This window comes from Modestobacter sp. NPDC049651 (genome assembly GCF_040659695.1).
Classification (GTDB): Bacteria; Actinomycetota; Actinomycetes; order Mycobacteriales; family Geodermatophilaceae; genus Modestobacter.
The window spans coordinates 67,307-89,388 of sequence record NZ_JBFAOG010000003.1; the positions used below are offsets into that span (position 1 = coordinate 67,307).

The following is a 22,082-nucleotide window of genomic DNA, read 5'->3' on the forward strand; positions in this document are numbered from 1 at the left end:
TCAGTCTACGGACATGTGGGAACGATTACCATCTGTCGCCGGTCAGCTGGTCAGCGCGGCGACGACGGCGTCCAGGTTGGCCCGCATCCAGGACACGTAGTCCTTCCCGGCGGGCAGCGTCTCGGTGACCGGGACGACGGCGATGCCGTTGTCGCGCGCCGCCTTCAACACCTGCTCCGTCTCCGAGCCGGTGGTCTGCTCGTTGTAGACCAGCGCCGCGACCTGCTTGCCGGTGAAGAGGGCGAGCGTCTCCTGCAGGACGGCGGGCGAGACGTCGTCGCCCTCCTCGATCGCCTCGGAGAAGTCCTCGGGCGTCTTGTTCTCCGCCCCCACCGCCTCGGTGAGGTACAGCGGCACCGGCTCGGTGATCGCCACGCCGGCCCCGGCCACTGACGCCTTCGCGCCGGCCTCCTCGTCGAGCAGTGCATCGAGCTCGCCCTGGAACGCCTGGTTGTTGCTCGCGAAGGTGTCGGCGCCGTCGGGGTCGGCCTCCGCGAGCGCCGACTCGACCCGGTCGGCGACCTTCTTGACGCTCTCGACGTCGTACCAGACGTGCTCGTTGAGCTCCTCGTCCGCCGCGTCGGCCTCGTCCTCCTTGCCAGAGACGTCGACGGCGTCGACGACGGCCGCCTTCGTGTCGGAGTTCGACCGCAGGGTGTCCATGAAGTCGTCGTAGCCGCCGCCGTTCTCGACGATCAGGTCGGCGCGGGAGATGGCCAGCTGGGTGCGGGTGCTGGCCTCGAACGAGTGCGGGTCGGCCGACGGGTCGCTGATCAGCGAGGTGACCGTGACCGAGTCGCCGCCGACGGCTTCGACGACGCTGCCCCACACGTTGGTCGAGGCGACGACGGCCAGCTTCCCGTCCCCGGCGTCCGCGTCGGCCGAGTCGCTGCAGGCGGCGGTGGACAGCAGCACGGCCAGGGACGCCCCGGTCAGGGCCGCGGTGCGGAAGGGGGAACGCATGATCGCCTCGTCTCCAGCGGGAATGATTGTCACCACAATACTCGAAGTGACAATCATTCCCGCACCGGGGTCAGGGGCGGCCGACCCCCTCGGCGACCTCCCTCACCTGGTCGCGGGTGAGGTCCCCGGGCACCTGGAGCACGAAGACCGTGCCGTCACCGAGCTCGGCCTGCAGGTACCACGACCCCTCGGCACCCGGGAGCAGGAAGGCCGGCCGGCCGTGCACGGTCAGCTGCTCCGGCTGCACCCGCCCGCCGGTGACCTCGCGCGAGAGGTCCGCCGGGTCGCTGGGGGGCTGCGGCAGGGACACGCTGAGCGTCCGCGCCCGCGCGGCGGTCGCGGGCGGCCCCGCCGGGTCGGCGAAGGTGACGATCCGGTCGTCCTTGTAGGCGACCAGCACCCAGCCGCGCGGCGCGGAGGTCAGCTGCAACGGCACCACGGCCGGCCGGTCCACCACCGAGCGGGCGAGCCGGACGACGGCCTCCTCCGAACCGAAGCGGCCTGCGCCGCTCACGGTCACCCACTGGTCGTCGGCCCGCTCCCACACGACCGCGTACGAGGTCGAGGGGCCGGTGTCGTCGCGGTGCACGGTGGCGTCGACCCCGTGGACCGACACCTCGTCGACGTCGTCCCCCGTGTTCTCCGGCTCGTCGCCCCGGACCGAGATGCCGATGCCGTCGGCCGGGTCGGCGGGGTCGCTCCAGCCGGCGTGGGCGACGCCCGGGCCGACGCGCTGGAAGGACGGGTCGAGCGAGAGGTGCGGCCCCGCGAGCCCCGGAGGGACCTCCGCGAACGACAGCGGGAAGGCCTGGGTCTGCTGGTCGACCAGGACGACGGGCGACGGGGTGACCAGCTCGCCGCCACCTCGGGTGGCGATCACGCCCACGACGACGGCCGCCGCCGCCACCAGGGCGGGGACGGTGCGGCGGGCCCGGCGGGCACGCCGGATCCGGCGTCCGCGCCGGACCACCTGGTCGAGCGGGTCGCCGAGCACGACGTCGGCGTGGGCAGCGGTGAGCGCGGTGCGCAGCTCCGTGGTCACGAGCAGACCTCCAGGTCGGCCGAGGCGGTGGCGCGCAGCGCCGTGAGCGCCCGGTGCAGGTGGGTGGTGACGGTGCCGGCCGACAGCCCGAGGGCGTCGGCGGTCTGCTTGGTGTCCAGGTCGAGAAACACCCGGAGGGCGATCACCTGCCGCTGCCGCTCGGGCAGTGCGGCGACGGCTCGCATCAGGTCGTCACGGCCCGGGGGATCGGCGACCAGCGGCCGCTCGACCTCGGCGGTGAGCGCGACCTCGCGCCGGGTGCGTCGCCACCGCGAGACGTGGTGGTTGAGCGCCACGCGCACGACCCACGCCGACGGGGACGGGTGCCGGCTGACCTTCGGCCAGGCCGCCCACGCCCGGGCGAAGGCCTCGGCCACCGCCTCTTCCGCGGCGCCGCGGTCGGTACCGCTGGCGACCACGGCCCGCAGGCACGGGTCCTTGCGCGCCGCGTAGAACTCGGCGAAGGACTCCTCGGGTGTCATGACCCTTACACGCTGGGGTCGGCTCCCCCGCTGACGGCGGACCGACACGGTTCGGTAACGGGCCGGGCACGACCCGTCACAGGAGTCAGAGGCGGGTGGCGGTCCGGACGAGACCGGCCACCGCGAGCGAGCGGCTGTGCGGCGGCCACGCGATGACGGTGGTCACGCGCGGCGCGTCCACGACCGGCAGGGCGACGACGCCCTCCCGCAGCATCGCCCGCGCCGACTCCGGCACGACCACCGCGGCCCGCCCCAGGGAGACCAGCTGCAGCAGCTGGGTCTGGCTCTGCACCTCCGGACCGGGGCCCGCCGGGTACGAGCCGTCGGACCTCGGCCAGCGGGGCTGGGGCAGGTCGGGCGCGGCGGCCAGGTCGGCCAGGCGCAGCTCGGCCCGGACGGAGAGCGGGTGGCCGGCGGGGAGCACCGCCACCTGCCCCTCGGTGGACAGCTCCTCCACGTCCAGCCCGGTGGTGTCGTCGAACGGCCGGTGCAGCAGGGCGACGTCGACGCGGCCGCTGCGCAGCAGCCGCTCCTGCTCCCCCGGTCCGCACAGCACGACGTCCACCTCGACGGACCCCGGCTCCGCGGCGTAGGCGTGCAGCAGCTTCGCCAGCAGCTCGTCGGACGCCCCTGCCTTGGTGGCCAGGGCGACACCGGCCCGGCCGCCGGCGCTCGCCGTCCGCCGGGTGCGCTGCTCCGCCGCCTCCAACGCGTCCAGCGCCACCCGCCCCTCTCGCAGCAGCACGTCGCCGGCCTCGGTCAGGGTCACCGATCGGCTCGTCCGGTGCAGGAGTGCCGCACCCAGGCGGCGTTCGAGCTGGCTGATCGCCCGCGAGAGCGGCGGCTGCGCGATGCCGAGCCGCTGCGCGGCCCGGCCGAAGTGCAGCTCCTCCGCGACGGCGACGAAGTACCGCAGCTCCCGGGCGTCCACGCCTCACGGTAACCCCGGTCCATACCCCAGGGGTATCGACCGAGACCCAGCTGGTCTTGGACCGGACGCCCACCCCCCGGCCACGATCGACGGCATGAGCGACACACGCACCGCGCTGGTCACCGGCGCGAACAAGGGGATCGGCTACGAGATCGCCGCCGGGCTGGGCGCCCGGGGTCACCGGGTCGGCATCGGCGCCCGCGACGCGGCGCGGCGCGAGGACGCCGTCGCGACGCTGCGCGCGGCCGGCGTCGACGCGTTCGGCGTCCCGCTGGACGTCACCGACGACGACAGCGTGGCGGCCGCCGCCCAGCTGCTCGCGGAGCAGGAGGGACGGCTCGACGTCCTGGTCAACAACGCCGGCATCACCGGCGGGCCGGCCCAGCAGCCCAGCACCGCCGATCTGGACGTCATCCGCGCGGTGGTGGAGACCAACGTGCTGGGCGTCGTCCGGGTCACCAACGCGGTGCTGCCGCTGCTGCGCCGGTCGCCGTCGCCGCGGATCGTGATGATGTCCAGCAGCGTCGGGTCGCTGACCCGGCAGTCCGGCCCGGGCAGCGCTACCACGACGGGGCCGGTCGCGGTGGCGTACGCGCCGTCCAAGACCTTCCTGAACGCCGTGATGCTGCAGTACGTCCAGGAGCTGGCCGACACGAAGATCCTGGTCAACGCGGCGTGCCCCGGCTTCGTCGCCACCGACCTCAACGGGTTCCGCGGCGTGCGCACCCCGGAGCAGGGCGCGGCGACCGCGATCCGGCTGGCCACCCTGCCCGACGACGGCCCGACCGGCGGGTACTTCGAGGACGACGGCGTCGTGCCCTGGTGACCACCCGGGCGACTTGACACACCGCGTTGCCGGACCAGCAATGGAGGCATGGCCGACGACGACGCCCTGACCACCGTGGGTCCGCGCCTGCGCACCCTCCGCGAGCAGCGCGGGATGACGCTCGGGCAGGTGTCGGAGACCACCGGCATCTCGGTGAGCACGCTGTCGCGGCTGGAGTCCGGCGGACGCCGTCCGACGCTGGAGCTGCTGCTCCCGCTGGCCCGGGTGCACCAGGTGACGCTGGACGAGCTGGTCGACGCCCCGCCGACCGGCGACCCGCGGATCCACGCCCGGCCGATCCAGCACCACGGCATGACGATGATCCCGCTGACCCGCCGGCCCGGCGGGTTGCAGGCCTACAAGCTGGTCATCCCGCCGGGCAGCCGCGACCGCACCCAGCGGGCGCACGAGGGCTACGACTGGATGTACGTGCTGTCCGGCCGGCTCGAGCTGTGGCTGGGCGACAAGGAGTTCGAGCTGCACGCCGGTGAGGTGGCGGAGTTCGACTGCCGCACCCCGCACTGGTTCGGCAACCCCGGCCCGGCGAGTGCCGAGGTCATCGGCCTGTTCGGGCCGCAGGGCGAGCGCATGCACGTGCGCGCCCGCCCCGCGGCCCGCTGACGACGCCCGGGACTTGCCGCACCGGCAACGGGACGACCGGGCCGGGCGCGCCGGAAGGCACGGTGCTCTCGTACCGACCGCCCGTGCCAGGAGGAACCGTGACCCAGCTGCCGCCCGTTCCCGGACTCGACGTCGTCCACCGGTTCGTGGACGTCCCCGACGGCCGGGTGCACCTGGTCGAGCAGGGCACGGGACCGCTGGTCCTGCTGGTGCACGGGTTCAGCGAGAGCTGGTGGTCGTGGCGGCGACAGCTCCCGGCCCTGGCCGACGCAGGGTTCCGGGCGGTCGCGGTCGACCTGCGCGGGCACGGCGACACGGCGACCACCGGCGGACCCGGGGCGTACCGCACCGAGGCGCTCGTCGGGGACCTGCTGGCCGTGCTGTCGTCGCTGGGCGAACGGCGCGGCGTCCTCGTGGGTCACGACGTCGGGTCCCCGGTCGTGACCACCGCGGCCCTGACCGCGCCGGACCGGGTGCGCGCCGTCGGCATGCTGGGCGTGCCGTACGCCCCGCGCGGCCCGGTGCCACCGACCACGGCGTTCGCCGGGCTGGGCGACGACCCGGAGTTCTACGTGCGCTGGTTCCAGCGGCCGGGGGTGGCCGAGGCCGACATCGAGGACGACCCGCGGCGCTGGCTGGCCGGCTTCGTCGGCGGGCTCTCCGGCGGGGCGGGCACCTCCCCCGGCCCGGACGGGCTCTTCTTCGTCCCGCGGGGCGCCCGGATGTCCGACCGGTTCCCCCGCGGACCGCTGCCCTGGTGGCTGACCGAGGCCGACCTGGACGTCCACGTGCGGTCCCTCCGGCGGAACGGCGCGACGGGGGCGTTGAACCGCTACCGCACCCTGGACCGCGACTGGTCGGACCAGGCCGGCCTGGACGGCGCGGTGGTACCGCAACCGGCGCTCTTCGTCGGGGGCGCCGAGGACGCGACCACCGCCTGGATGGCGGAGTCGATCGCAGCCCTGCCGCGGACGGTGCCGGACCTGCGCACGTGCGAGCTGCTGCCCGGCTGCGGCCACTGGGTGCAGCAGGAGCGCCCGGACGAGGTGGACGCGCTGCTGGTGGAGTGGTTGCGAGGTCTCCCCGGCGGCCGGTGACCGTCGGGGAGAACCGCGCCGTCAGCCCTGCGGCGTGAGGTCGATCTCCGGGTAGAGCGGGTGCGCGCCGACGAGCTCGGCCGCCCGGGCGCGGACCCGCTCGGCCACCTGCTCGTCGAGCCGGTACTTCACCTTCGACGCGCCGTCGGGCCGGGTGTTGGCCAGCACGTCGGCCATCAGGTCACCGACCTCTGCCAGCTCGTCCTCGCGCAGGCCGCGGGTGGTCAGCGCGGGGGTGCCCAGCCGGACGCCGGTCGTGTACCAGGGGCCGTTCGGGTCGGCCGGGACGGCGTTGCGGTTGGTGACCAGGCCGGCGTCGAGCAGCGCCGACTCGGCCTGCCGGCCGGTGAGCCCGAAGTCGCGGACGTCGGCGAGCACCAGGTGGTTGTCGGTGCCCCCGGTGACCAGCCGGACGTCGCGCTTGAGCAGGCCCTCGGCCAGCGCCCGGGCGTTCGCGACGATCTGCTGGGCGTAGTCGGCGAACTCCGGACGACGCGCCTCGGCGAGCGCGACGGCCTTGGCCGCCATCACGTGCGGCAGCGGGCCGCCGAGCACCATCGGGCAGCCGCGGTCGACCTCGGGGGCGTACTCCTCGGTGGCGAGCACCATGCCGCCGCGCGGGCCGCGCAGCGACTTGTGCGTCGTCGTGGTGACGACGTGCGCGTTCGGCACCGGGTCGAAGTCGCCGGTGATGACCTTGCCGGCGACCAGCCCGGCGAAGTGCGCCATGTCGACCATCAGCGTGGCGCCGACCTCGTCGGCGATCTCGCGCATCGCGGCGAAGTCGATCCGCCGCGGGTAGGCGGAGTAGCCGGCGACCAGGATCAGCGGCTTGAACTCGCGGGCCCGCTCGCGCAGCGCGGCGTAGTCGATCAGCCCGGTCTCCGGGTCGGTGCCGTAGCTGGACTGGTGGAACATCTTGCCGGAGATGTTGGGCCGGAACCCGTGGGTGAGGTGGCCACCGGCGTCCAGGCTCATGCCGAGCATCCGCTGGTCGCCCAGCGCGTGGCGCAGCTGCTCCCAGTCGGCCTCGCTGAGCGCGTCGACGTTCTTCACGCCGGCCTGCGCGAGCGCCGGCGCCTCGACCCGGTGGGCCAGGATCGACCAGAAGGCGACCAGGTTGGCGTCGATGCCCGAGTGCGGCTGCACGTAGGCGTGGTCGGCGCCGAACAGCTCCCGGGCGTGCTCGGCGGCCAGCCGCTCGACGGTGTCGACGTTCTGGCAGGCGGCGTAGAAGCGCCGTCCGGCCGTGCCCTCGGCGTACTTGTCGCTGAACCAGTTGCCCATCGCCAGCAGGGTCGCCGGCGACGCGTAGTTCTCGCTGGCGATGAGCTTGAGGCTCTCCCGCTGGTCGGTGAGCTCCTGCCCGATGGCCTGCGCCACCCGCGGCTCCACCTGGGCGATGACGTCCAGCGCGCTGGTGAAGGCGGCGGACTCGCGGGTCACGGTCCCGGTCATGGGTCTCCTCGTTCTCGCGGCACTGTCGCGCGACGGCGTCGTCTCGGGGGGCCCAGGCGCGCGGCGGCGGTGCCGGGCCGCTCCCCGGTGGTGGCCCACCTGTCAGCGCCAGTCACGACCCAGCACGAGGGTAGTCGGCGGCGCACGGCGCCGACCAGGGAGTTGGGAGGTGCGATCAGCCACCTCCGCGCAGCCGGTCGGCGACCTCCCGGACCGACTCGAGCTTGCCGGTGCAGATGTCGGTGACCAGCTCGACCGCGGCCTCCCCGGAGAGCACGCTGGGCCGGCCCTGCTGCGCCAGGTAGACCAGCGTGGCGGCCAGCGCGAACGGGCGGTTGCCCTCCACCAGCGGCACGGTCGTGGCCAGCGAGTGGAGCAGCGCCCCGGCCTTCTCCTCGACGGTCGGGTAGACCTCCTCGCCGAACGCCCAGGCCTCCTGCCGGGCCAGCGCGGCGGCCAGCAGCCCGGGGTCCCGGACCCGGACCTGCCCGCCGACCGACCGCCGGGCGACGTGGACCAGGTCCTCGACGGTCAGTCCCGCCATCGGTTCAGCTCGTTGATCGCGCCGTCGAACCGGTCGAGCTGCTGGTCCAGCACGACGTCGAGCGGCGCCTCGCCCTCGTGCGCCCCGATGTACTCCTCGAGCGCCCGCTTGGCGACCTCCTGCATGGACGTCTGCTCGGCGTGGGCCCGGCGCCGCAGCGCCTCGGTCTCCCTGGGCGTCAACCGCAGTGTCATCGCCATCCGTCGTCCCCCCGTCGGTGCTACCGCAGTGATACCAGTCACTCGCCAGGAGCAACAACCGTCACGCTGCGCGGTCGCTAGCAGACCCTCCGTCGAGCCGGATTGGTCGACACGCCGCTCTGTCGTCGAATCTCCCGGCCCCTGGTGGTGATCTTCGGAACGCGTTCCTACGTTTCGCCGCGTGTCCCCGGCCACCGCCCCCGAGCGCGGCCGGCACCCCGGTCCGGGGGGCCGGTCGTGGGGGCGGCGCGTGCTCGCCGCGACCGTGCTCGGCAGCGGTCTGTACGTCGGGTTGAGCCTGTGCGCGGGGGCCGCCTCGGCCGACGAACCCGCCGTGAGCACGGCGACCGCGGACGCCGCGAGCGCCCAGCCGGCCCCGGCCGACGGCGGGACCACCGTCCCGGCGACAGCAGCCGACCCGGCCCCTCCGGCTGCCGTCGCCGACCCGCCGGCGCCGGCTCCCGATCCGGGGCCGCCGCCCGGCGAGCCGGCCTCGGACGACGCACCACCGGACGCCGGGACGCCCGCGGGCACCGCCGTCCCGGGCGTGACCGTCGGGGGGGCCGCCGTCGCGGACCCCGTCGCGGTCACCGTGGCGACGGCCACCGCCGACAGCGCATCCCCGGCACCGTCCGCGGCCGCCGCTGCACCGGCCACCGTGCCGGCCACGCAGCCCGCGGCACCGGCCGCGAAGCCGGCCGCGTCGTCGGGGACCACCCCCTCGGCCGGCACCCCGGCCGCGCCGACCGGCGCCCCGACGGCATCGACCGGCACGACCAGCGGCACCGCACCGGCGACCGCCGCCCCGACCACGACCGACACCGCCGGCACGCCGCTCGCCGGCCCGGCCGTGCCGGGCGAGGTCGTCAGCGGGCCGGTTGTCGAGGGGCCGGTCGTCCCGCTCGCGACCGCCGACGGGACCGCTCCCGCCGGCGTCGACCCGGCGACCGGCGACCCGGCCGAGCTCGCCACCGACCCGGCCGGCGTCGCGGGCGTCCCGGCCCCCGCGGCGGTCGTCGACCCGGCGGTGGACGTCCTGTGCAGCCTCCGGGCCACCACCACGGCCGTCCGGGCGGCCGGCACCGCGGCGCCTCCTGCCGCGCGGTCGCACCACCGCACCGCTCCCGCTCCCGCGGCCGCCGCCCCGGTCGGCACCGCCGGGGCGCACATCGACCCGCCCGCCGCACCGGCCGGGCCGGCCGGCGTCCCGGCCCTCCCCGGCGGCCCGGCCTTCCCGATCCCCGCCGCGCCGGCCGTCCCGGCGCCCACCGCCGCCGGCGCCTGCGGGCAGACGGCGCAGAGCGGGTCCACCGAGCACCAGCACGGCACGCCGTCCGCGCTGCCGGTCGTCGTCCCCTCCGCCGACGCGGCCACCCCGGCCGACGTCCGCACCCGGGCGGCGCAGCTGCCCGTCGTCAGCAGCGCTGACGACCCGGGCTCGCGCCCCGACTGAGTCCGCGGCTCGCGGCAGCGCCCCCGGCAGATGTGCCGCGGGGGGCACATCCCGACCTGCGCAGCCGCCCCGTACGCAGTCACCCACCTCCCAGCGCGACGACGCGCACAGCAGACAGGAACGCAACAGATGAACCGATCCGTGCGCAACGGACTCGCCATCGCGGCGATGTCCGGGGGCCTGTGGTTCCTCGGACAAGCGGTGGCCAATGCGGAGGAGCCTGCCCAGGCCCCCGCTCCCACGGTGAGCAACGCGGGCTCGGACGTCTCCTCCGGGGATGCCGGCGCCGACAGCCACAACAGCTCGTCCGGCGCCGCCGGGAGCTCGACGACGACCGGGGGCACCGCCGGCAACGGCGCCGTCGCCGGCGGCAACGGCGGCACCGTCACCCAGACCGGCTCGACCGGCGGCAGCAGCACCGGCACCTCCGCGAGCTCGGGCGGCAGGCACGCCGACACCAGCGCGGACGCCGACACCAGCACCGGGAACGTGACGAACAACGGGTCGGCCAACGGCGGCTCGGTCACCGGCAGCGGCAACCCCTCGGTCGGCGCCACCACCGGCGGCAGCCCGTCGGCCGGCGGCGGCGACGTCGGCTCCAGCACCGGCGCCAGCAGCGGCAACACGACCTCGACCTCGGCTTCGGCGGGGGCCGGCGGCCCGGCCCGGCCCGCGCCGGTCGTCGCCAGCGCCGGCAGCGCGGTCTCCTCCGGCGACGCGGACGCCGACAGCGCCAACGTCTCCACCGGCACCGCCGGCAGCTCCACCACCACCGGGGGCACCGCCGGCAACGGCGCCGTCGCCGGCGGCAACGGCGGCACGGTCACCCAGACCGGCTCCACCGGCGGCAACAGCTCGACCGTCTCGGCCGACACGTACGGGCGGCACGCCGACACCTCGGCGTACAGCACCACCGAGACCGGCGACGTGAGCAACAACGGGTCCGCCAACGGCGGCTCGGTCACCGGCAGCGGCAACCCCTCGGTCGGCGCCACCACCGGCGGCAGCCCGACGGCCACCGGCGGCGACACCACCTCGGTCACCGGCGCGACCACCGGCAACCACGTCACCACCACCGGCCGCGCCTCCGCCGGCTCGGGCACCGGCCCGGGTCGCGGCCCCGGCTCCGGCTCGGGCTCCGGTTCCGCCGCCCCGGTCGTCGCCTACGCCGGCAGCACGGTCTCCTCCGGCGACGCGGTCGCCGACAGCGACAACCGCTCCTCCGGGAACTCGGGCAGCTCGAACACCACCGGCGGTGCCGCGGTCAACGGCGTCGTCGCCGGCGGCAACGGGGGCACGGTCACCCAGTCCGGCGGCAGCGGCGCGAACCACGCCGTCACCACCTCCGGCGGTGGCTGGGGCGGCGACGACGACGCCGACGCCCTCCTCGGCACGGGGAACGTCAGCAACAACGGGTCCGCCAACGGCGGCTCGGTGTCGGGCAGCGGCAACCCGTCGGGCGGCAGCACCACCGGCGGCAGCCCCTCGGCGACCGGTGGCGACCTCACCTCGGTCACCGGCGCGGCCACCGGCAACCAGGTCGGCACCACCGGCAGCGCCTCCGGCTCCGGCCGCGGGCACTCCGGCCCGGTCGTCTCCTACGCCGGGAGCGAGGTCGAGTCCGGCGACGCGGACGCCGGCAGCGCCAACGTCTCCACCGGCACCGCCGGCAGCTCCACCACCAGCGGGGGCACCGCCGGCAACGGCGTCGTCGCCGGCGGCAACGGCGGCACGGTGACCCAGGCCGGCAGCACCGGCGGGAACGGTGCGGTCACCACGTCCGGCGGCGGCCGGGGTGACGGCGACGCCGTCTCCGGCACCGTCACCGGCGACGTCACCAGCAGCGGGTCCGCCAACGGGGGGTCGGTGTCGGGGAGCGGCAGTCCGTCGGTGGGTGCCACCACCGGCGGCAGCCCCTCCGCCACCGGCGGGGACATCGGCTCGGTGACCGGGGCCGGCAGCGGCAACGCGACCAGCACCTCGGCCGGGTCCGGTCGCGGGAGCGCCGCTGCGGGCAGCGCCGTCGGGTCCGGCGACGCGGACGCCGACAGCGCCAACGTCTCCGCGGGCACCGCCGGCAGCTCCACCACCACCGGGGGCACCGCCGGCAACGGCATCGTCGCCGGCGGCAACGGCGGCACCGTCACCCAGACCGGGAACACCGGCGGCAACACGACCTACGTGTTCTGCTTCTCGGTCACCGGCGACGTCACCTGCACCGCGTACACCCAGACCGGGAACGTCACCAACACCGGGACGGCGAACGGCGGCTCGGTCACCGGTAGCGGCAACCCGTCGGTCGGCAGCACCACCGGCGGCAGCCCGACCGGCACCGGCGGCGCCATCGGCTCCGGCACCGGTGCCACCACCGGCAACGGCACGGGCACCTCGGCCGGCAACGGCGGCACCGGCGGCAGCACCGTCGGTTCCGGCAGCGCCGGCGCCGGCAGCAGCAACACCTCCACCGGCACCGCCGGGGGCTCCACCACCACCGGGGGCACCGCCGGCAACGGCATCGTCGCCGGCGGCAACGGCGGCACCGTCACCCAGGTCGGCAGCACCGGGGGCAACACGACCTACGTGTTCTGCTTCTCGGTCACCGGCAGCGTGAACTGCACCGCGTACACCCAGACCGGCGACGTCACGAACAACGGGACGGCGAACGGCGGCTCGGTGACCGGCAGCGGCAACCCGTCGGTCGGCAGCACGACCGGCGGCAGCCCGACCGGCACCGGCGGGGACATCGGCTCCGGCACGGGCGCCGGCACCGGCAACGGCGCGGGCACCTCGGCAGGCACCGGCACCGGCAACACGGGTGGCGGCCACCAGGGTGGCGGCTCCACCGGCGGCGGGCACCACGCTCCGCAGCCCGTCGAGTGCGAGCAGCCCGAGGCGCCGGCGGCGCCGGAGGCCCCGACCGCTCCGGCGGCCCCCGAGGCTCCGGAGGCCCCGGCCGCTGAGACCCCGGAGGCACCGGCCGACGAGACCGCGGTGGCTCCCGCCGCCGAGGCCCCGGAGGCACCGGCCGACGAGACCGCGGTGGCTCCCGCCGCCGAGGCCCCGGAGGCTCCGGCCGTCCACCAGCCGACCGAGACGGAGTGGGCCGCCGCCCACGCCGCCGCGGCCGCGGTGCAGCCCGGGAACCACGCCCTCGTCACCCCGGCCACCGAGGTCCTGTCGGCGCAGCTGTACGACGCCGACTCGGTCGGTGCCACCGGTGAGCTCGCCTACACCGGCAGCGACGTCTCCGTCCCGCTGACCGCGGGCGTGGCCGGCCTGGCGGCCGGGTCGCTCCTGGTCCTCGGCGGCCGGCGGCGCCGGTCGGCGGAGGGCTGACCTGACCCGGCCCGCCGTCCGGGATCACCCGGGCGGCGGGCCGGCACCACCCCGAGCAGACGGACGAGGGGAGCCCGAGCGCGGTCGTGCGCTCAGTGCTGTGTCCCGCGCCGGGACACAGCACTGGGCGCACAACGGCGTGCGCCCGGGGTCACGACGCCGGCGACACCGAGCTCATGTTGAAGTCGGGCACCCGCAGGGTCGGCATCGCGGCCCGGGTGAACCAGTCGTTCCACTCCCGGGGCAGCGTCCGCTCGGTGACGCTCGCCTCGGTCGCCCGGCCGAGCAGGTCGACCGGCGATTCGTTGAACCGGAAGTTGTTCACCGCGCCGGTGACCTCGCCGTCCTCGACCAGGAACACCCCGTCGCGGGTGAGGCCGGTGAGCAGCAGCGTCTGCGGGTCGACCTCGCGGATGTACCAGAGCGTCGTGAGCAGCAGCCCGCGCTCGGTGCCGGCGATCATCTCCGCCTGCGTGGTGGTGGCGCCGGGCAGCTCGAGCACCAGGTTGTCCACGGCCGCGGTGGCCGGGGCCGTCGTCTTCAGCGCCCAGGCCCGGGGGCGGATCAGGTTGGTCAGCACGCCGTCCCGGATCCAGTCGACGGCCGGGGTGGCCATGCCGTTGTCGAACACCGACGCCGACCCCGACGAGCTGCCCACCACCGCGAACGGCGCGGTCTCCAGCCCCGGTTCGCGCGGGTCGCTGCGCAGGGTCAGCGGGAGCGCGGCCAGCCGCTCGCCGATCCGGTTGCCGCCGCCGGCCTTCGCGTAGACGTTGCGGCCCTCGTCGGCGTCCCGGGCCTCCATCGTCCAGTAGGCGTAGATCATCAGGTCGCTGACCGTCGACGGCGGCAGCAGCGTCTCGTACCGCCCGGCCGGCAGGTCGACGCGGCGGGCCGACCAGGCCATCTTCCGCTGCACCTCGGCGGCGAGGTCGGCCACCGAGACGTCGCGGAAGTCGCGGGTGCCCACGCCGGCCCACACCGAGCGGCCGAACTCGCGGTCCTTGCCGTTGAGCTCCACCCGGCCGGTGGGCTGGTCGGAGCGCAGCCGCAGCCCGGTCGACGTCCCCAGGTAGGTGGTGCTCATCGAGTGCTCGGCGAAGCCGAACAGCAGCTCCTGCCGGTCGCGGGCCTCGCCGAACGCCTGGCCGAGCGCGGGCGCGAAGTCGGCGAACACGTCGATCGAGGTCTCCGCCGGCGGGGCGTCCCAGTCGCCGGCGCCGGCCGGCGGGTCGGTGACCAGCGGCACCGCGTCCTCCGCCGGGCCGGCGTCGCGGGCGGCCTGCTCGCTCAGCCGCACCAGCTCGGCGACGTCCGGCGTCCCGGTGCGGGCCACCGTGCCGGTGGCCGTCCCGGACCCGCCGTCGACGAACGAGACGACGACGACCTGCCGCGAGCGCATCGCGCCGTTGGTGGTGAGGCTGTTGCCCGCCCAGCGCAGGTTGGCCTCCGAGCTCTCCACCACGAACGCGACGGCGGCGTCGGCCTTCGAGGCGGCCAGCGCCTGCTCGACGATCTCCTGAGGGCTCATCGGCCGGACTCCTGCGCGGTGTTGAGGATGTTCGTGTTCTCGAACAGGGCCACCGGGCAGCCGTGGCTGACCGGGGCGACCTGGCCGGGCTGGGCCTTGCCGCAGTTGAAGGCGCCGCCGAGCACGTAGGTGCCCGGCCCGCCGACCCGGCTCATCGAGCCCCAGAAGTCGGTGGTGGTGGCCTGGTAGGCGACGTCGCGGAGCTGACCGGCCAGCCGGCCGTGCTCGATCTTGTAGAACCGCTGGCCGGTGAACTGGAAGTTGTAGCGCTGCATGTCGATCGACCAGCTCTTGTCACCGACCACGTAGATGCCGCGCTCGACCCCGCCGATCAGCTCCTCGGTCGAGGGCCCGGCCGGGTCGGGGGCCAGCGAGACGTTGGCCATCCGCTGCACCGGCACGTGCGCGGCGGAGTCGGCGAACGCGCAGCCGTTCGAGCGGTCCAGCCCGCGCAGCCGCGCCATGTTGCGGTCGACCTGGTAGCCGACCAGCACGCCGTCCCGGATGAGGTCCCACTGCTGGCCGGCGACGCCCTCGTCGTCCCAGCCGACGGTCGACAGCCCGTGCTCGACGGTCCGGTCGCCGGTGACGGTCAACAGCTCTGATCCGTACTGCAGGCTGCCGAGCTCGTCCGGCGTGGCGAACGACGTCCCGGCGTACGCGGCCTCGTAACCCAGCGCGCGGTCGAGCTCGGTGGCGTGGCCGATCGACTCGTGGATGACCAGCCACAGGTTCGACGGGTCGACGACGAGGTCGTAGCGGCCGGCCTCGACCGACGGCGCCTTGGTCTTCTCCCGCAGCAGCTCCGGGATCTCGGCCAGCTCGCCGCGCCAGTCCCAGCCGGTGCCGGTCAGGTACTCCCAGCCGCGGCCCACCGGCGGGGCGAGGGTGCGCATCGACTCGAACGCGCCGGTGGCCCGGTCGACGGTGAGCGCGGTGAACTCCGGGTGCACCCGGACGCGCTGCTGGCGGGTGCGGGTGCCGGCGGTGTCGGCGTAGAACTTCTGCTCCTTGACCGCCATGAAGCCGGTCTGCACGTGCTCCACGCCGTCGGCGGCCAGGAGCTGCTCGGACAGCTCGGTGAGCAGCCCCGTCTTCTCCGCGTCCGGGACGTCGAACGGGTCGACGTCGTAGGCCGACACCCACTCCCCCTGGTGCACCGGCTCCGGCGCCAGCTCGACCCGGTCGGTGTTGATCGCCGCCGACACCTGGGCGACGGCGACCGCCTCCTCGGCGAGCCGGACCGCTTCGGCAGCGGTGAGGACGACGCCCGCGGCGAACCCCCACGTGCCCTCGTGCACGACGCGGACGGCGAGCCCCAGGTCCTCCCCGTCGCTCATCGCCTCCAGCCGGGCGTCGCGCAGCCGCACCGACTGGGTGCGGATCCGCTCGACGCGCAGGTCGGCGTGCTCGCAGCCGAGGTCGACGGCGCGGGTGAGCGCCGCCTCGGCCAGCGCGGACAACGGGAGGGCGAGGAACGACTCGTCCACGGCACGGTTTCCAGCCACGGGCCTGTGTCTACCAGCCGGGCGCCCGCGGCACGACGGGATCGTGAGCCGCGCTACCGACCCGTCCCGCGCGGGCCCGGCAGGTCACGGCCGCGCGGGTGGGCGCCCTCCCCCGGCGCTCCAGTCGGGCTTCCCGCCGGCCGCGGTCGAGGTGACCGCCGGCCCGACCAGCAGGAAGCGGGCCTCCTCCGACGCGAGCGGGCAGTGCTCGACGCCGCGGGGGACGACGAACAGGTCGCCCGGCGCCAGCTCGACGTCCCCGGTGCGCAGCTGGACCGTCAGCCGGCCGGACAGGAGGAGGAACGTCTCGTCCTGGTCGTCGTGGGTGTGCCAGGTGGTCGAGCCGATGCCCTTGGCGACCTTGAAGAGGTTGCCGTTCGCGCTCGCGACCACCCGCTGCGACCAGAACTCCGTCAGGTCCGCGGCCTCCGCCGCCAGGTCCACCTTCGTCATGCGGACGACGCTGCTCCAGCCGATCCACACCCACCAGTGCCAGGATCACCACGTGCCGCAAGGATCCGACCAGCCGATCCCCGTGGCCCTGCTGGTCGACGAGGACTCGAACCCGTTCGAGGTCGGCTGCGTCTGCGAGGTGTTCGGCGCCCGCCGCCGCGCGGACCTGGGTCGGGAGCTCTACGACCTGCGGGTGGTCGCGCCGGGTGGCCGGGCCACCGCCCGGGACGGGCTGTTCACCTTCGCCGGCGCCGGCGATCTGGCCGACCTGGACACCGCGCACACGGTCGTGGTGCCGAACCGGCCGGCGGTCGACCCGCCGCGCCACCCCGACGTGCTGGCCGCCGTCCGGCGGGCGCACGACCGGGGCGCCCGGCTGGTCGGGCTGTGCACCGGCGCGTTCACGCTGGCCGAGGCCGGCGTCCTGGACGGCCGGCCCGCGACGGTGCACTGGCAGCTGGCCGACGAGTTCCGGCGCCGCTTCCCCGCCGTCCGGCTGCAGCCCGACGTCCTGTTCGTCGACGACGGGGACGTGCTCACCTCCGCGGGCAGCGCGGCCGCGCTGGACCTGGCCCTGCACCTCGTCCGCCGCGACCACGGCGCCGAGGTGGCCAACGCCGTCAGCCGCCGGCTGGTGTTCGCCGCCTACCGGGACGGCGGCCAGCGGCAGTTCGTCGAGCGCCCCGTGCCCGCGCCGGCCGCCGCGCCGCTGACCGCCACGCTCTCGTGGGCGCAGGCGCGGCTCGGCGAGCCGCTGTCGGTCGCCGACCTCGCCCGGCAGGCGCACGTCAGCGTCACCACGCTGCACCGCCGGTTCCGCACCGAGCTGGGCACGACGCCGCTGGCCTGGCTGACCGCCGAGCGGGTCGAGCTGGCGCGGCGCCTGCTCGAGCGGGGCGCCCCGGGCCTGGACGCCGTCGCCCACCGCAGCGGCCTGGGCAGCACGGCGAACCTGCGGCTGCAGTTCCACCGGCACACCGGCCTGAGCCCCGCCGAGTACCGGTCCCGCTTCGCCGCGCGCTAACCCAGCTCGCTGTCCACCCAGCACCAGCGCCAGGCCTCGTTCGGCTCGGAGCTGACGATCACCGGGTGGGCGGTCGCGCCGTAGTGCGCGCGGGCGTGCCGGCGCGGCGAGGAGTCGCAGCAGCCGACGTGCCCGCAGGCCAGGCAGGTGCGCAGGTGCACCCACGTCGTCCCCTCGACCAGGCAGTCCTCGCAGGCGCCGGCCGGCCGCTCGCCGAGCGGTGCCGTGCGGAGGTGGTCGCAGGGCGCGCCGTGCGGCCGGGGCGTGAGGGTGCGCTCCCCGTCGCCGCCCTCGACGTCCTGGTGGCGGTCGAGCAGCGACTCCTCCAGGTCGATGTCGGCCAGCGCGGTGGCCAGCACCTCGGCCGGCGCCCGCCCGGCGTCCCGCGCCTCGACGACCACCGCGCGCTCGGCGGCGAGCATCTCCCGGCGCAGGCGGGCGTACCGGCCCGACGGGGTCTCCTGGTCGGGGTCGGTGCGGCCCAGCCGCTCCCAGGCTGCGTGCGAGCGGGCGGTGGAGCGGTCGCGCAGCCGGCGCAGCACCCCCTCCGGCTCCTCGCCGCTGGTGATCTCGGCCAACCGGGCCAGCCCCGCGGCGCTCGCGGCGTCACCGAGGGCGGCGGCGGTGAGCGCGTCGTCGGCGGGGTCGGGCGCGGGCAACCCGACCCGGCGCACCAGCCACGGCAGCGTGGAGCCCTGCACCAGCAGGCTGCCGACGACCACGGTGAACGCGGCCAGCTGCAGCACCTCCCGGTCGGGCAGGTCCTCGGGCAGCAGCTGCGCGGCGGCCAGCGTGACCACCCCGCGCATGCCGGCCCAGGAGACCAGCGTCGCGACCGGGTTCGACCAGGCGTTGCGCCGCATCGCCGGCGTGCCGGACCGCAGCACCACCGCCATGCCGAAGACGAACACGAAACGGGCCACGACGGTGGCCAGGAGCACCCCCGCGCAGACGGCGACGACCCGCCCGGTGCCCATCCCGCTGTCCCGGACCGCGGCGAGCACCACCGGCAGCTGCAGGCCGATGACCAGGAAGACGGCGTTCTCCAGGACGAACGCGATGGTGCGCCAGGTGACCGCCTCGGTGACCCGCGCGGTCGCCGTCTGCACCCGCGGCGACAGCTGGGCCAGCACCAGGCCGGTGACCACGGTGGCGAGCACGCCGGAGCCGTGCAGCTCCTCGGCGGGCAGGAAGGCCAGGTAGGGGGCGACCAGGGAGACGACCGTGTCCAGCACGGGGTCGCGCAGCCGGGCCCGGACGACGGCGAGCAGGGCGGCCACCGCCCCGCCGACCAGGACCGCGCCGACCACCGCCCAGGTGAAGTCCCCGGCGACCCGGAACGGCGACGGCGAGCTGGACAGCGCCGAGACGGCCGTGGCCAGCGCGATCAGCGCGGCGGCGTCGTTGACCAGGCTCTCCTGCTCCAGCAGCGTCGCGACCTGCCGGGGCAGCCCCAGCCGCCGGCCGATCGCCGACGCGGCGACGGCGTCCGGTGGGGCCACGACCGCCCCGAGGGCGAGCGCGGCGGCGAACGCGACCCCGGGCAGCAGCAGCCAGGTGGCACCGCCGACCACCACGGTGGTGAAGAAGACGAGCACCACCGACATGAGCAGCGTGCTGCCGGTGCTGTGCCGGAAGTCGAACAGCGAGGTGCGCGCGGTGGTGGCGTACAGCAGCGGGGGCAGCAGCGCGTGCAGCACCAGCTCGGGGTCGAGCGTCACGCCCGGGACGCCGGGCACGGAGGACGCCGCGGCGCCGGCGACGACGAGCACCAGCGGTGTCGGCCAGCCGAACCGGTCGCACAGCCAGGCGAGCACGCCGACCGCCACCACGAGCCCGACCACCGTGGCCGTCATCTCCACGGCTGCCTCCCCTCGGCGGCCGGGGAGCTCCCCGCCGGAGCCGCGCCGGCCGCGGAGGGGAGCCTGCCAGACGTCAGGCCTGGTCCTTGCCGCCGTCCAGCACCAGCTCCTGGCCGGTCATGAAGCTGCTCTGGTCCGACGCCAGGAACAGCGCACCGGCGGCGATCTCCTCGGGACGGGCCAGCCGCCGCAGCGGGATCCCGGCCGCCATGCCCTCGACCATCGCGGCAGCCGCCGCGTCGTCCGGCGCGAGGCCCAGCAGGCCCGGCGTCTCCGTCGCCCCGGGCACCAGCGTGTTCACCCGGATCCCGCGGCCGGCCAGCTCGACCGCCCAGGTGCGGGCGAACTGGGCCACGGCGGCCTTGGACGCCGCGTAGACGCTGAACGACGGCGTCCCGCCCAGCGTGGCGTCCGACCCGGTGAGCACGATCGACGCGCCGTCGTTGAGCAGCGGGAGCGCCTTCTGCACGGTGAACAGGGTGCCGCGGACGTTGCGGTCGAACGTGTCGGCGTACTGCTCGGGGGTGATCAGGCCGAGCGCGGCGAACTCGCCGCCGCCGGCGTTGGCGAGGACGACGTCCAGACCGCGCCCGGCCGCGGCGATCTGCTCGACGAGCCGGTCGAGGTCGGCCAGGTCGCTGACGTCGCTCTGCACGCCCACCGCACCGGAGCCGATCAGCGCCACCGCGTCGTCCAGCACGTCCTTGCGGCGGCCGGTGACGAACACGTGCGCGCCCTCGGCCGCGAAGCGCCGGGCCGCGGCCAGGCCGATGCCGGAGGTGGCTCCGGTGACCAGGGCCGTCTTGCCGTCGAGCTGTCCCATCGTGGGTCCCTCCTCCTGCGCGGCGCGCGTCTCGCGCCACGCAGGAGGACGAACAACGTGACATGTCACGTATTCCACCTGGCCGTCCTGACGCCGTCAGGCGTCGAGCAGCGTCCAGAGCCGCGTGATCCGGCCGTCGGCGACCTGGGCGACGTCCAGTCCGCCGAGCACCGGGTCCCCGCCGGGCGGGCCCAGCCGCCAGGGCCGCATGCCGAGGTCGCCCACCCCGCGGAACGACCCGGTCGGGGTGAAGACCATGCCCGGCCCCTGCGCCAGCAGGCCGGTCACGGTGGCCGCCAGCTCCTCGTGACCGGTCACCACCCGCTCGCCGTCGACGAAGACCACGTCCGCAGCGAACACCTCGGCGATCACCGCGGCCCGGCGGTCGGCGTCCGGCTCGTTGAAGACCTCCTGCACCATCCGCGCGAGGAGCTGCTCGGCGGGGGACTCGACGGGTTCGGGCACGGGCGCCTCCGGGAGGACGAGGGGGTCGGTCGACACTGGGGTGCCACCGACGCGAAAGTACATGACATGTCACCCAATGCGGGAGTGCCCGGACCCGTGCTCACCGCCGACCAGCAGGAGACGTGGTTCGCCTACATGCGCGTCCTGCTGCGGCTCACCTACGAGATGAACCGCCAGCTGCAGACCGACAGCGGCCTCTCGCTCCCCGACTTCGACGTGCTCAACGCCCTGGGCGACTCCCCGGGCGAGCGCCTGCAGCTCACCGAGCTGGCCACCCGGATCGGCTGGGAGCGCAGCAGGCTGTCCCACCACCTCGCGCGGATGAGCGACCGCGGGCTGGTCGAGCGGGCCCCGTCGACGACCGACCGGCGGGCCACCGACGCCGTCCTCACCCCGGCCGGGCGGGCCGCACTGGCGGCCGCCACCCCGCCGCACGCCGCGTTCGTGCGCACGATGTTCTTCGACGGCCTGGACCCCGCACTGCTCGCGCCGCTGCGCACCGCGCTGGAGCAGGTGCACGAGCAGGTGCTCACCCACGGCACCCTGCCGCGGCCCGGGAGGCCGCAACGGCGGCTGCCGGGGTTGGGCACCGACGGCTGAGGGGTAGCCCCGGCGGCATGACCGCGCCGCAGAGCAGCAGTCCCGCTGACGTCACGCTCACCTTCGGCGGCAACGCCACCACGCTGCTGCGGCTGGGCCCGTTCACACTGCTCACCGACCCGAACTTCCTGCGGCGCGGGCAGCACGCGTACCTCGGGTACGGGCTGGTCACCAAGCGGCTCACCGACCCGGCGCTGCTGCCGGCCCAGCTGCCGGCGCTCGACGCGATCCTGCTGTCGCACCTGCACGCCGACCACTGGGACCGGATCGCCACCCGGTCGCTGCCCCGGGACACCCCGGTCGTGACCACCCCGGCCGCTGCCCGCGCGCTGGCCGACAAGGGCTTCCGGCAGACCAGCGACCTCACCGACTGGCAGAGCCAGGAGTTCACCCGCGGGACGACGACGCTGCGGATCACCTCGGTGCCCGGCGTGCACGGGCCCGGCGTGCTCGGCCGGCTGATGCCCCCGGTGATGGGCAGCGTGCTGGAGCTCGTCGAGGACGGCGCGGTCACCTGGCGCGGCTACATCAGCGGCGACACGCTGTTCCGCCAGGACCTCGCCCAGGTGCTCGAGCGGTGCGGCCCGCTGGACGTCGTCGTCCCCCACCTGGGCGGGACGAAGGCGTTCGGGTTCACCGTGACCATGGACGGCCGGCAGGGCGCCGACCTGGTCGAGCTGCTCCGGCCGTCGGTCGTCGTCCCGGTGCACTTCGACGACTACACGGTGTTCTCCTCCGGCCTGGGCGACTTCGTCGGCGAGGTCGCCCAGCGGCGGGTGCCCGGCGAGATCCGCACCGTGCACCGCGGCCAGACGATCAGCCTCCGCGCCTGACGCGACAGGTCAGCCCTGCTCAGGGGACGC

At 75.5% G+C, this 22,082-nt stretch carries 21 protein-coding genes and 1 riboswitch; of the genes, 8 read left to right on the top strand and 13 right to left on the bottom strand.

Annotated features, from left to right (window positions below; all coding sequences use genetic code 11):
- Positions 1-42: 42 nt before the first annotated feature.
- From AB0J00_RS05900 to AB0J00_RS05915, 4 genes are all read right to left on the bottom strand, one after another.
- Positions 43-963 (bottom strand): zinc ABC transporter substrate-binding protein, encoded by a 921-nt coding sequence (locus tag AB0J00_RS05900; protein WP_357741559.1) that lies wholly within the window; start codon positions 961-963, stop codon positions 43-45.
- A gap of 70 nt (positions 964-1,033) precedes the next feature.
- Complete coding sequence (locus AB0J00_RS05905; protein ID WP_357741562.1) at positions 1,034-2,005, bottom strand: hypothetical protein; 972 nt, start codon at positions 2,003-2,005, stop codon at positions 1,034-1,036.
- Positions 2,002-2,487, bottom strand: a complete 486-nt coding sequence (locus tag AB0J00_RS05910; RefSeq protein ID WP_357741564.1) for a sigma-70 family RNA polymerase sigma factor — start codon at positions 2,485-2,487, stop codon at positions 2,002-2,004. Before AB0J00_RS05910 ends, AB0J00_RS05905 begins: the two co-directional genes overlap by 4 nt.
- Positions 2,488-2,572: 85 nt before the next feature.
- Positions 2,573-3,418, bottom strand: a complete 846-nt coding sequence (locus tag AB0J00_RS05915) for a LysR family transcriptional regulator (protein ID WP_357741566.1) — start codon at positions 3,416-3,418, stop codon at positions 2,573-2,575.
- 94 nt (positions 3,419-3,512) lie between these two features.
- On the opposite strand from AB0J00_RS05915, the gene AB0J00_RS05920 reads away from it, so the two are divergent.
- The 3 genes from AB0J00_RS05920 to AB0J00_RS05930 all read left to right on the top strand — a co-directional run bounded on the left by AB0J00_RS05920 (position 3,513) and on the right by AB0J00_RS05930 (position 5,962).
- A complete protein-coding gene (locus tag AB0J00_RS05920) occupies positions 3,513-4,244 on the top strand; it encodes an SDR family oxidoreductase (RefSeq protein ID WP_357741569.1) in 732 nt (243 codons plus the stop codon).
- A 48-nt stretch (positions 4,245-4,292) separates the two neighbouring features.
- Positions 4,293-4,865 (top strand): XRE family transcriptional regulator, encoded by a 573-nt coding sequence (locus AB0J00_RS05925; protein WP_357741572.1) that lies wholly within the window; start codon positions 4,293-4,295, stop codon positions 4,863-4,865.
- A 98-nt stretch (positions 4,866-4,963) separates the two neighbouring features.
- The gene (locus AB0J00_RS05930) at positions 4,964-5,962 is read left to right on the top strand and encodes an alpha/beta hydrolase (protein ID WP_357741575.1); all 999 of its coding nucleotides are present in this window, start codon (positions 4,964-4,966) and stop codon (positions 5,960-5,962) included.
- 21 nt (positions 5,963-5,983) lie between these two features.
- Here the strand turns inward: AB0J00_RS05930 and AB0J00_RS05935 are convergent, their stop codons facing one another.
- The 3 genes from AB0J00_RS05935 to AB0J00_RS05945 form a co-directional block, all read right to left on the bottom strand.
- On the bottom strand, positions 5,984-7,420 hold the full coding sequence (locus AB0J00_RS05935; protein ID WP_357741577.1) for a glycine hydroxymethyltransferase: 1,437 nt from the start codon (positions 7,418-7,420) through the stop codon (positions 5,984-5,986).
- 43 nt (positions 7,421-7,463) lie between these two features.
- Positions 7,464-7,546, bottom strand: a riboswitch (ZMP/ZTP riboswitch).
- A 49-nt stretch (positions 7,547-7,595) separates the two neighbouring features.
- The gene (locus AB0J00_RS05940; protein ID WP_357741580.1) at positions 7,596-7,964 is read right to left on the bottom strand and encodes a Fic family protein; all 369 of its coding nucleotides are present in this window, start codon (positions 7,962-7,964) and stop codon (positions 7,596-7,598) included.
- The gene (locus AB0J00_RS05945; protein WP_357741583.1) at positions 7,952-8,164 is read right to left on the bottom strand and encodes a hypothetical protein; all 213 of its coding nucleotides are present in this window, start codon (positions 8,162-8,164) and stop codon (positions 7,952-7,954) included. Before AB0J00_RS05945 ends, AB0J00_RS05940 begins: the two co-directional genes overlap by 13 nt.
- A 181-nt stretch (positions 8,165-8,345) precedes the next feature.
- On the opposite strand from AB0J00_RS05945, the gene AB0J00_RS05950 reads away from it, so the two are divergent.
- Positions 8,346-9,617, top strand: coding sequence for a hypothetical protein (locus tag AB0J00_RS05950; protein ID WP_357741586.1), 1,272 nt, complete (start codon positions 8,346-8,348; stop codon positions 9,615-9,617).
- A 129-nt stretch (positions 9,618-9,746) separates the two neighbouring features.
- On the top strand, positions 9,747-12,953 hold the full coding sequence (locus AB0J00_RS05955; protein ID WP_357741589.1) for a hypothetical protein: 3,207 nt from the start codon (positions 9,747-9,749) through the stop codon (positions 12,951-12,953).
- A 151-nt stretch (positions 12,954-13,104) separates the two neighbouring features.
- On the opposite strand, the gene AB0J00_RS05960 is transcribed toward AB0J00_RS05955, so the two are convergent.
- The 3 genes from AB0J00_RS05960 to AB0J00_RS05970 all read right to left on the bottom strand — a co-directional run bounded on the left by AB0J00_RS05960 (position 13,105) and on the right by AB0J00_RS05970 (position 16,445).
- On the bottom strand, positions 13,105-14,484 hold the full coding sequence (locus AB0J00_RS05960) for a metallopeptidase TldD-related protein (protein WP_357741592.1): 1,380 nt from the start codon (positions 14,482-14,484) through the stop codon (positions 13,105-13,107).
- Positions 14,481-15,992: a TldD/PmbA family protein gene (locus tag AB0J00_RS05965; RefSeq protein WP_357741595.1), complete on the bottom strand. Its 1,512-nt coding sequence runs from the start codon at positions 15,990-15,992 to the stop codon at positions 14,481-14,483. The genes AB0J00_RS05960 and AB0J00_RS05965 overlap by 4 nt, the downstream gene beginning before the upstream one ends.
- An 84-nt stretch (positions 15,993-16,076) precedes the next feature.
- Complete coding sequence (locus tag AB0J00_RS05970) at positions 16,077-16,445, bottom strand: cupin domain-containing protein (protein WP_357741597.1); 369 nt, start codon at positions 16,443-16,445, stop codon at positions 16,077-16,079.
- A gap of 52 nt (positions 16,446-16,497) precedes the next feature.
- Here AB0J00_RS05970 and AB0J00_RS05975 point away from each other — a divergent pair, with 52 nt between their 5' ends.
- Complete coding sequence (locus AB0J00_RS05975; protein ID WP_357741600.1) at positions 16,498-17,469, top strand: helix-turn-helix domain-containing protein; 972 nt, start codon at positions 16,498-16,500, stop codon at positions 17,467-17,469.
- On the opposite strand, the gene AB0J00_RS05980 is transcribed toward AB0J00_RS05975, so the two are convergent.
- The 3 genes from AB0J00_RS05980 to AB0J00_RS05990 all read right to left on the bottom strand — a co-directional run bounded on the left by AB0J00_RS05980 (position 17,466) and on the right by AB0J00_RS05990 (position 20,619).
- Entirely contained in the window at positions 17,466-19,325 is a 1,860-nt protein-coding gene (locus AB0J00_RS05980; protein WP_357742363.1) for a cation:proton antiporter, read from the bottom strand. The genes AB0J00_RS05975 and AB0J00_RS05980 overlap by 4 nt on opposite strands.
- Before the next feature lie 79 nt (positions 19,326-19,404).
- Positions 19,405-20,154, bottom strand: a complete 750-nt coding sequence (locus AB0J00_RS05985; RefSeq protein WP_357741603.1) for an SDR family oxidoreductase — start codon at positions 20,152-20,154, stop codon at positions 19,405-19,407.
- 96 nt (positions 20,155-20,250) lie between these two features.
- Positions 20,251-20,619: a nuclear transport factor 2 family protein gene (locus AB0J00_RS05990; RefSeq protein WP_357741606.1), complete on the bottom strand. Its 369-nt coding sequence runs from the start codon at positions 20,617-20,619 to the stop codon at positions 20,251-20,253.
- A gap of 84 nt (positions 20,620-20,703) precedes the next feature.
- On the opposite strand from AB0J00_RS05990, the gene AB0J00_RS05995 reads away from it, so the two are divergent.
- Both AB0J00_RS05995 and AB0J00_RS06000 read left to right on the top strand, forming a co-directional pair.
- Entirely contained in the window at positions 20,704-21,219 is a 516-nt protein-coding gene (locus AB0J00_RS05995; RefSeq protein ID WP_357741609.1) for a MarR family winged helix-turn-helix transcriptional regulator, read from the top strand.
- A gap of 17 nt (positions 21,220-21,236) precedes the next feature.
- Positions 21,237-22,052, top strand: a complete 816-nt coding sequence (locus AB0J00_RS06000; protein ID WP_357741612.1) for an MBL fold metallo-hydrolase — start codon at positions 21,237-21,239, stop codon at positions 22,050-22,052.
- Positions 22,053-22,082: the final 30 nt, after the last annotated feature.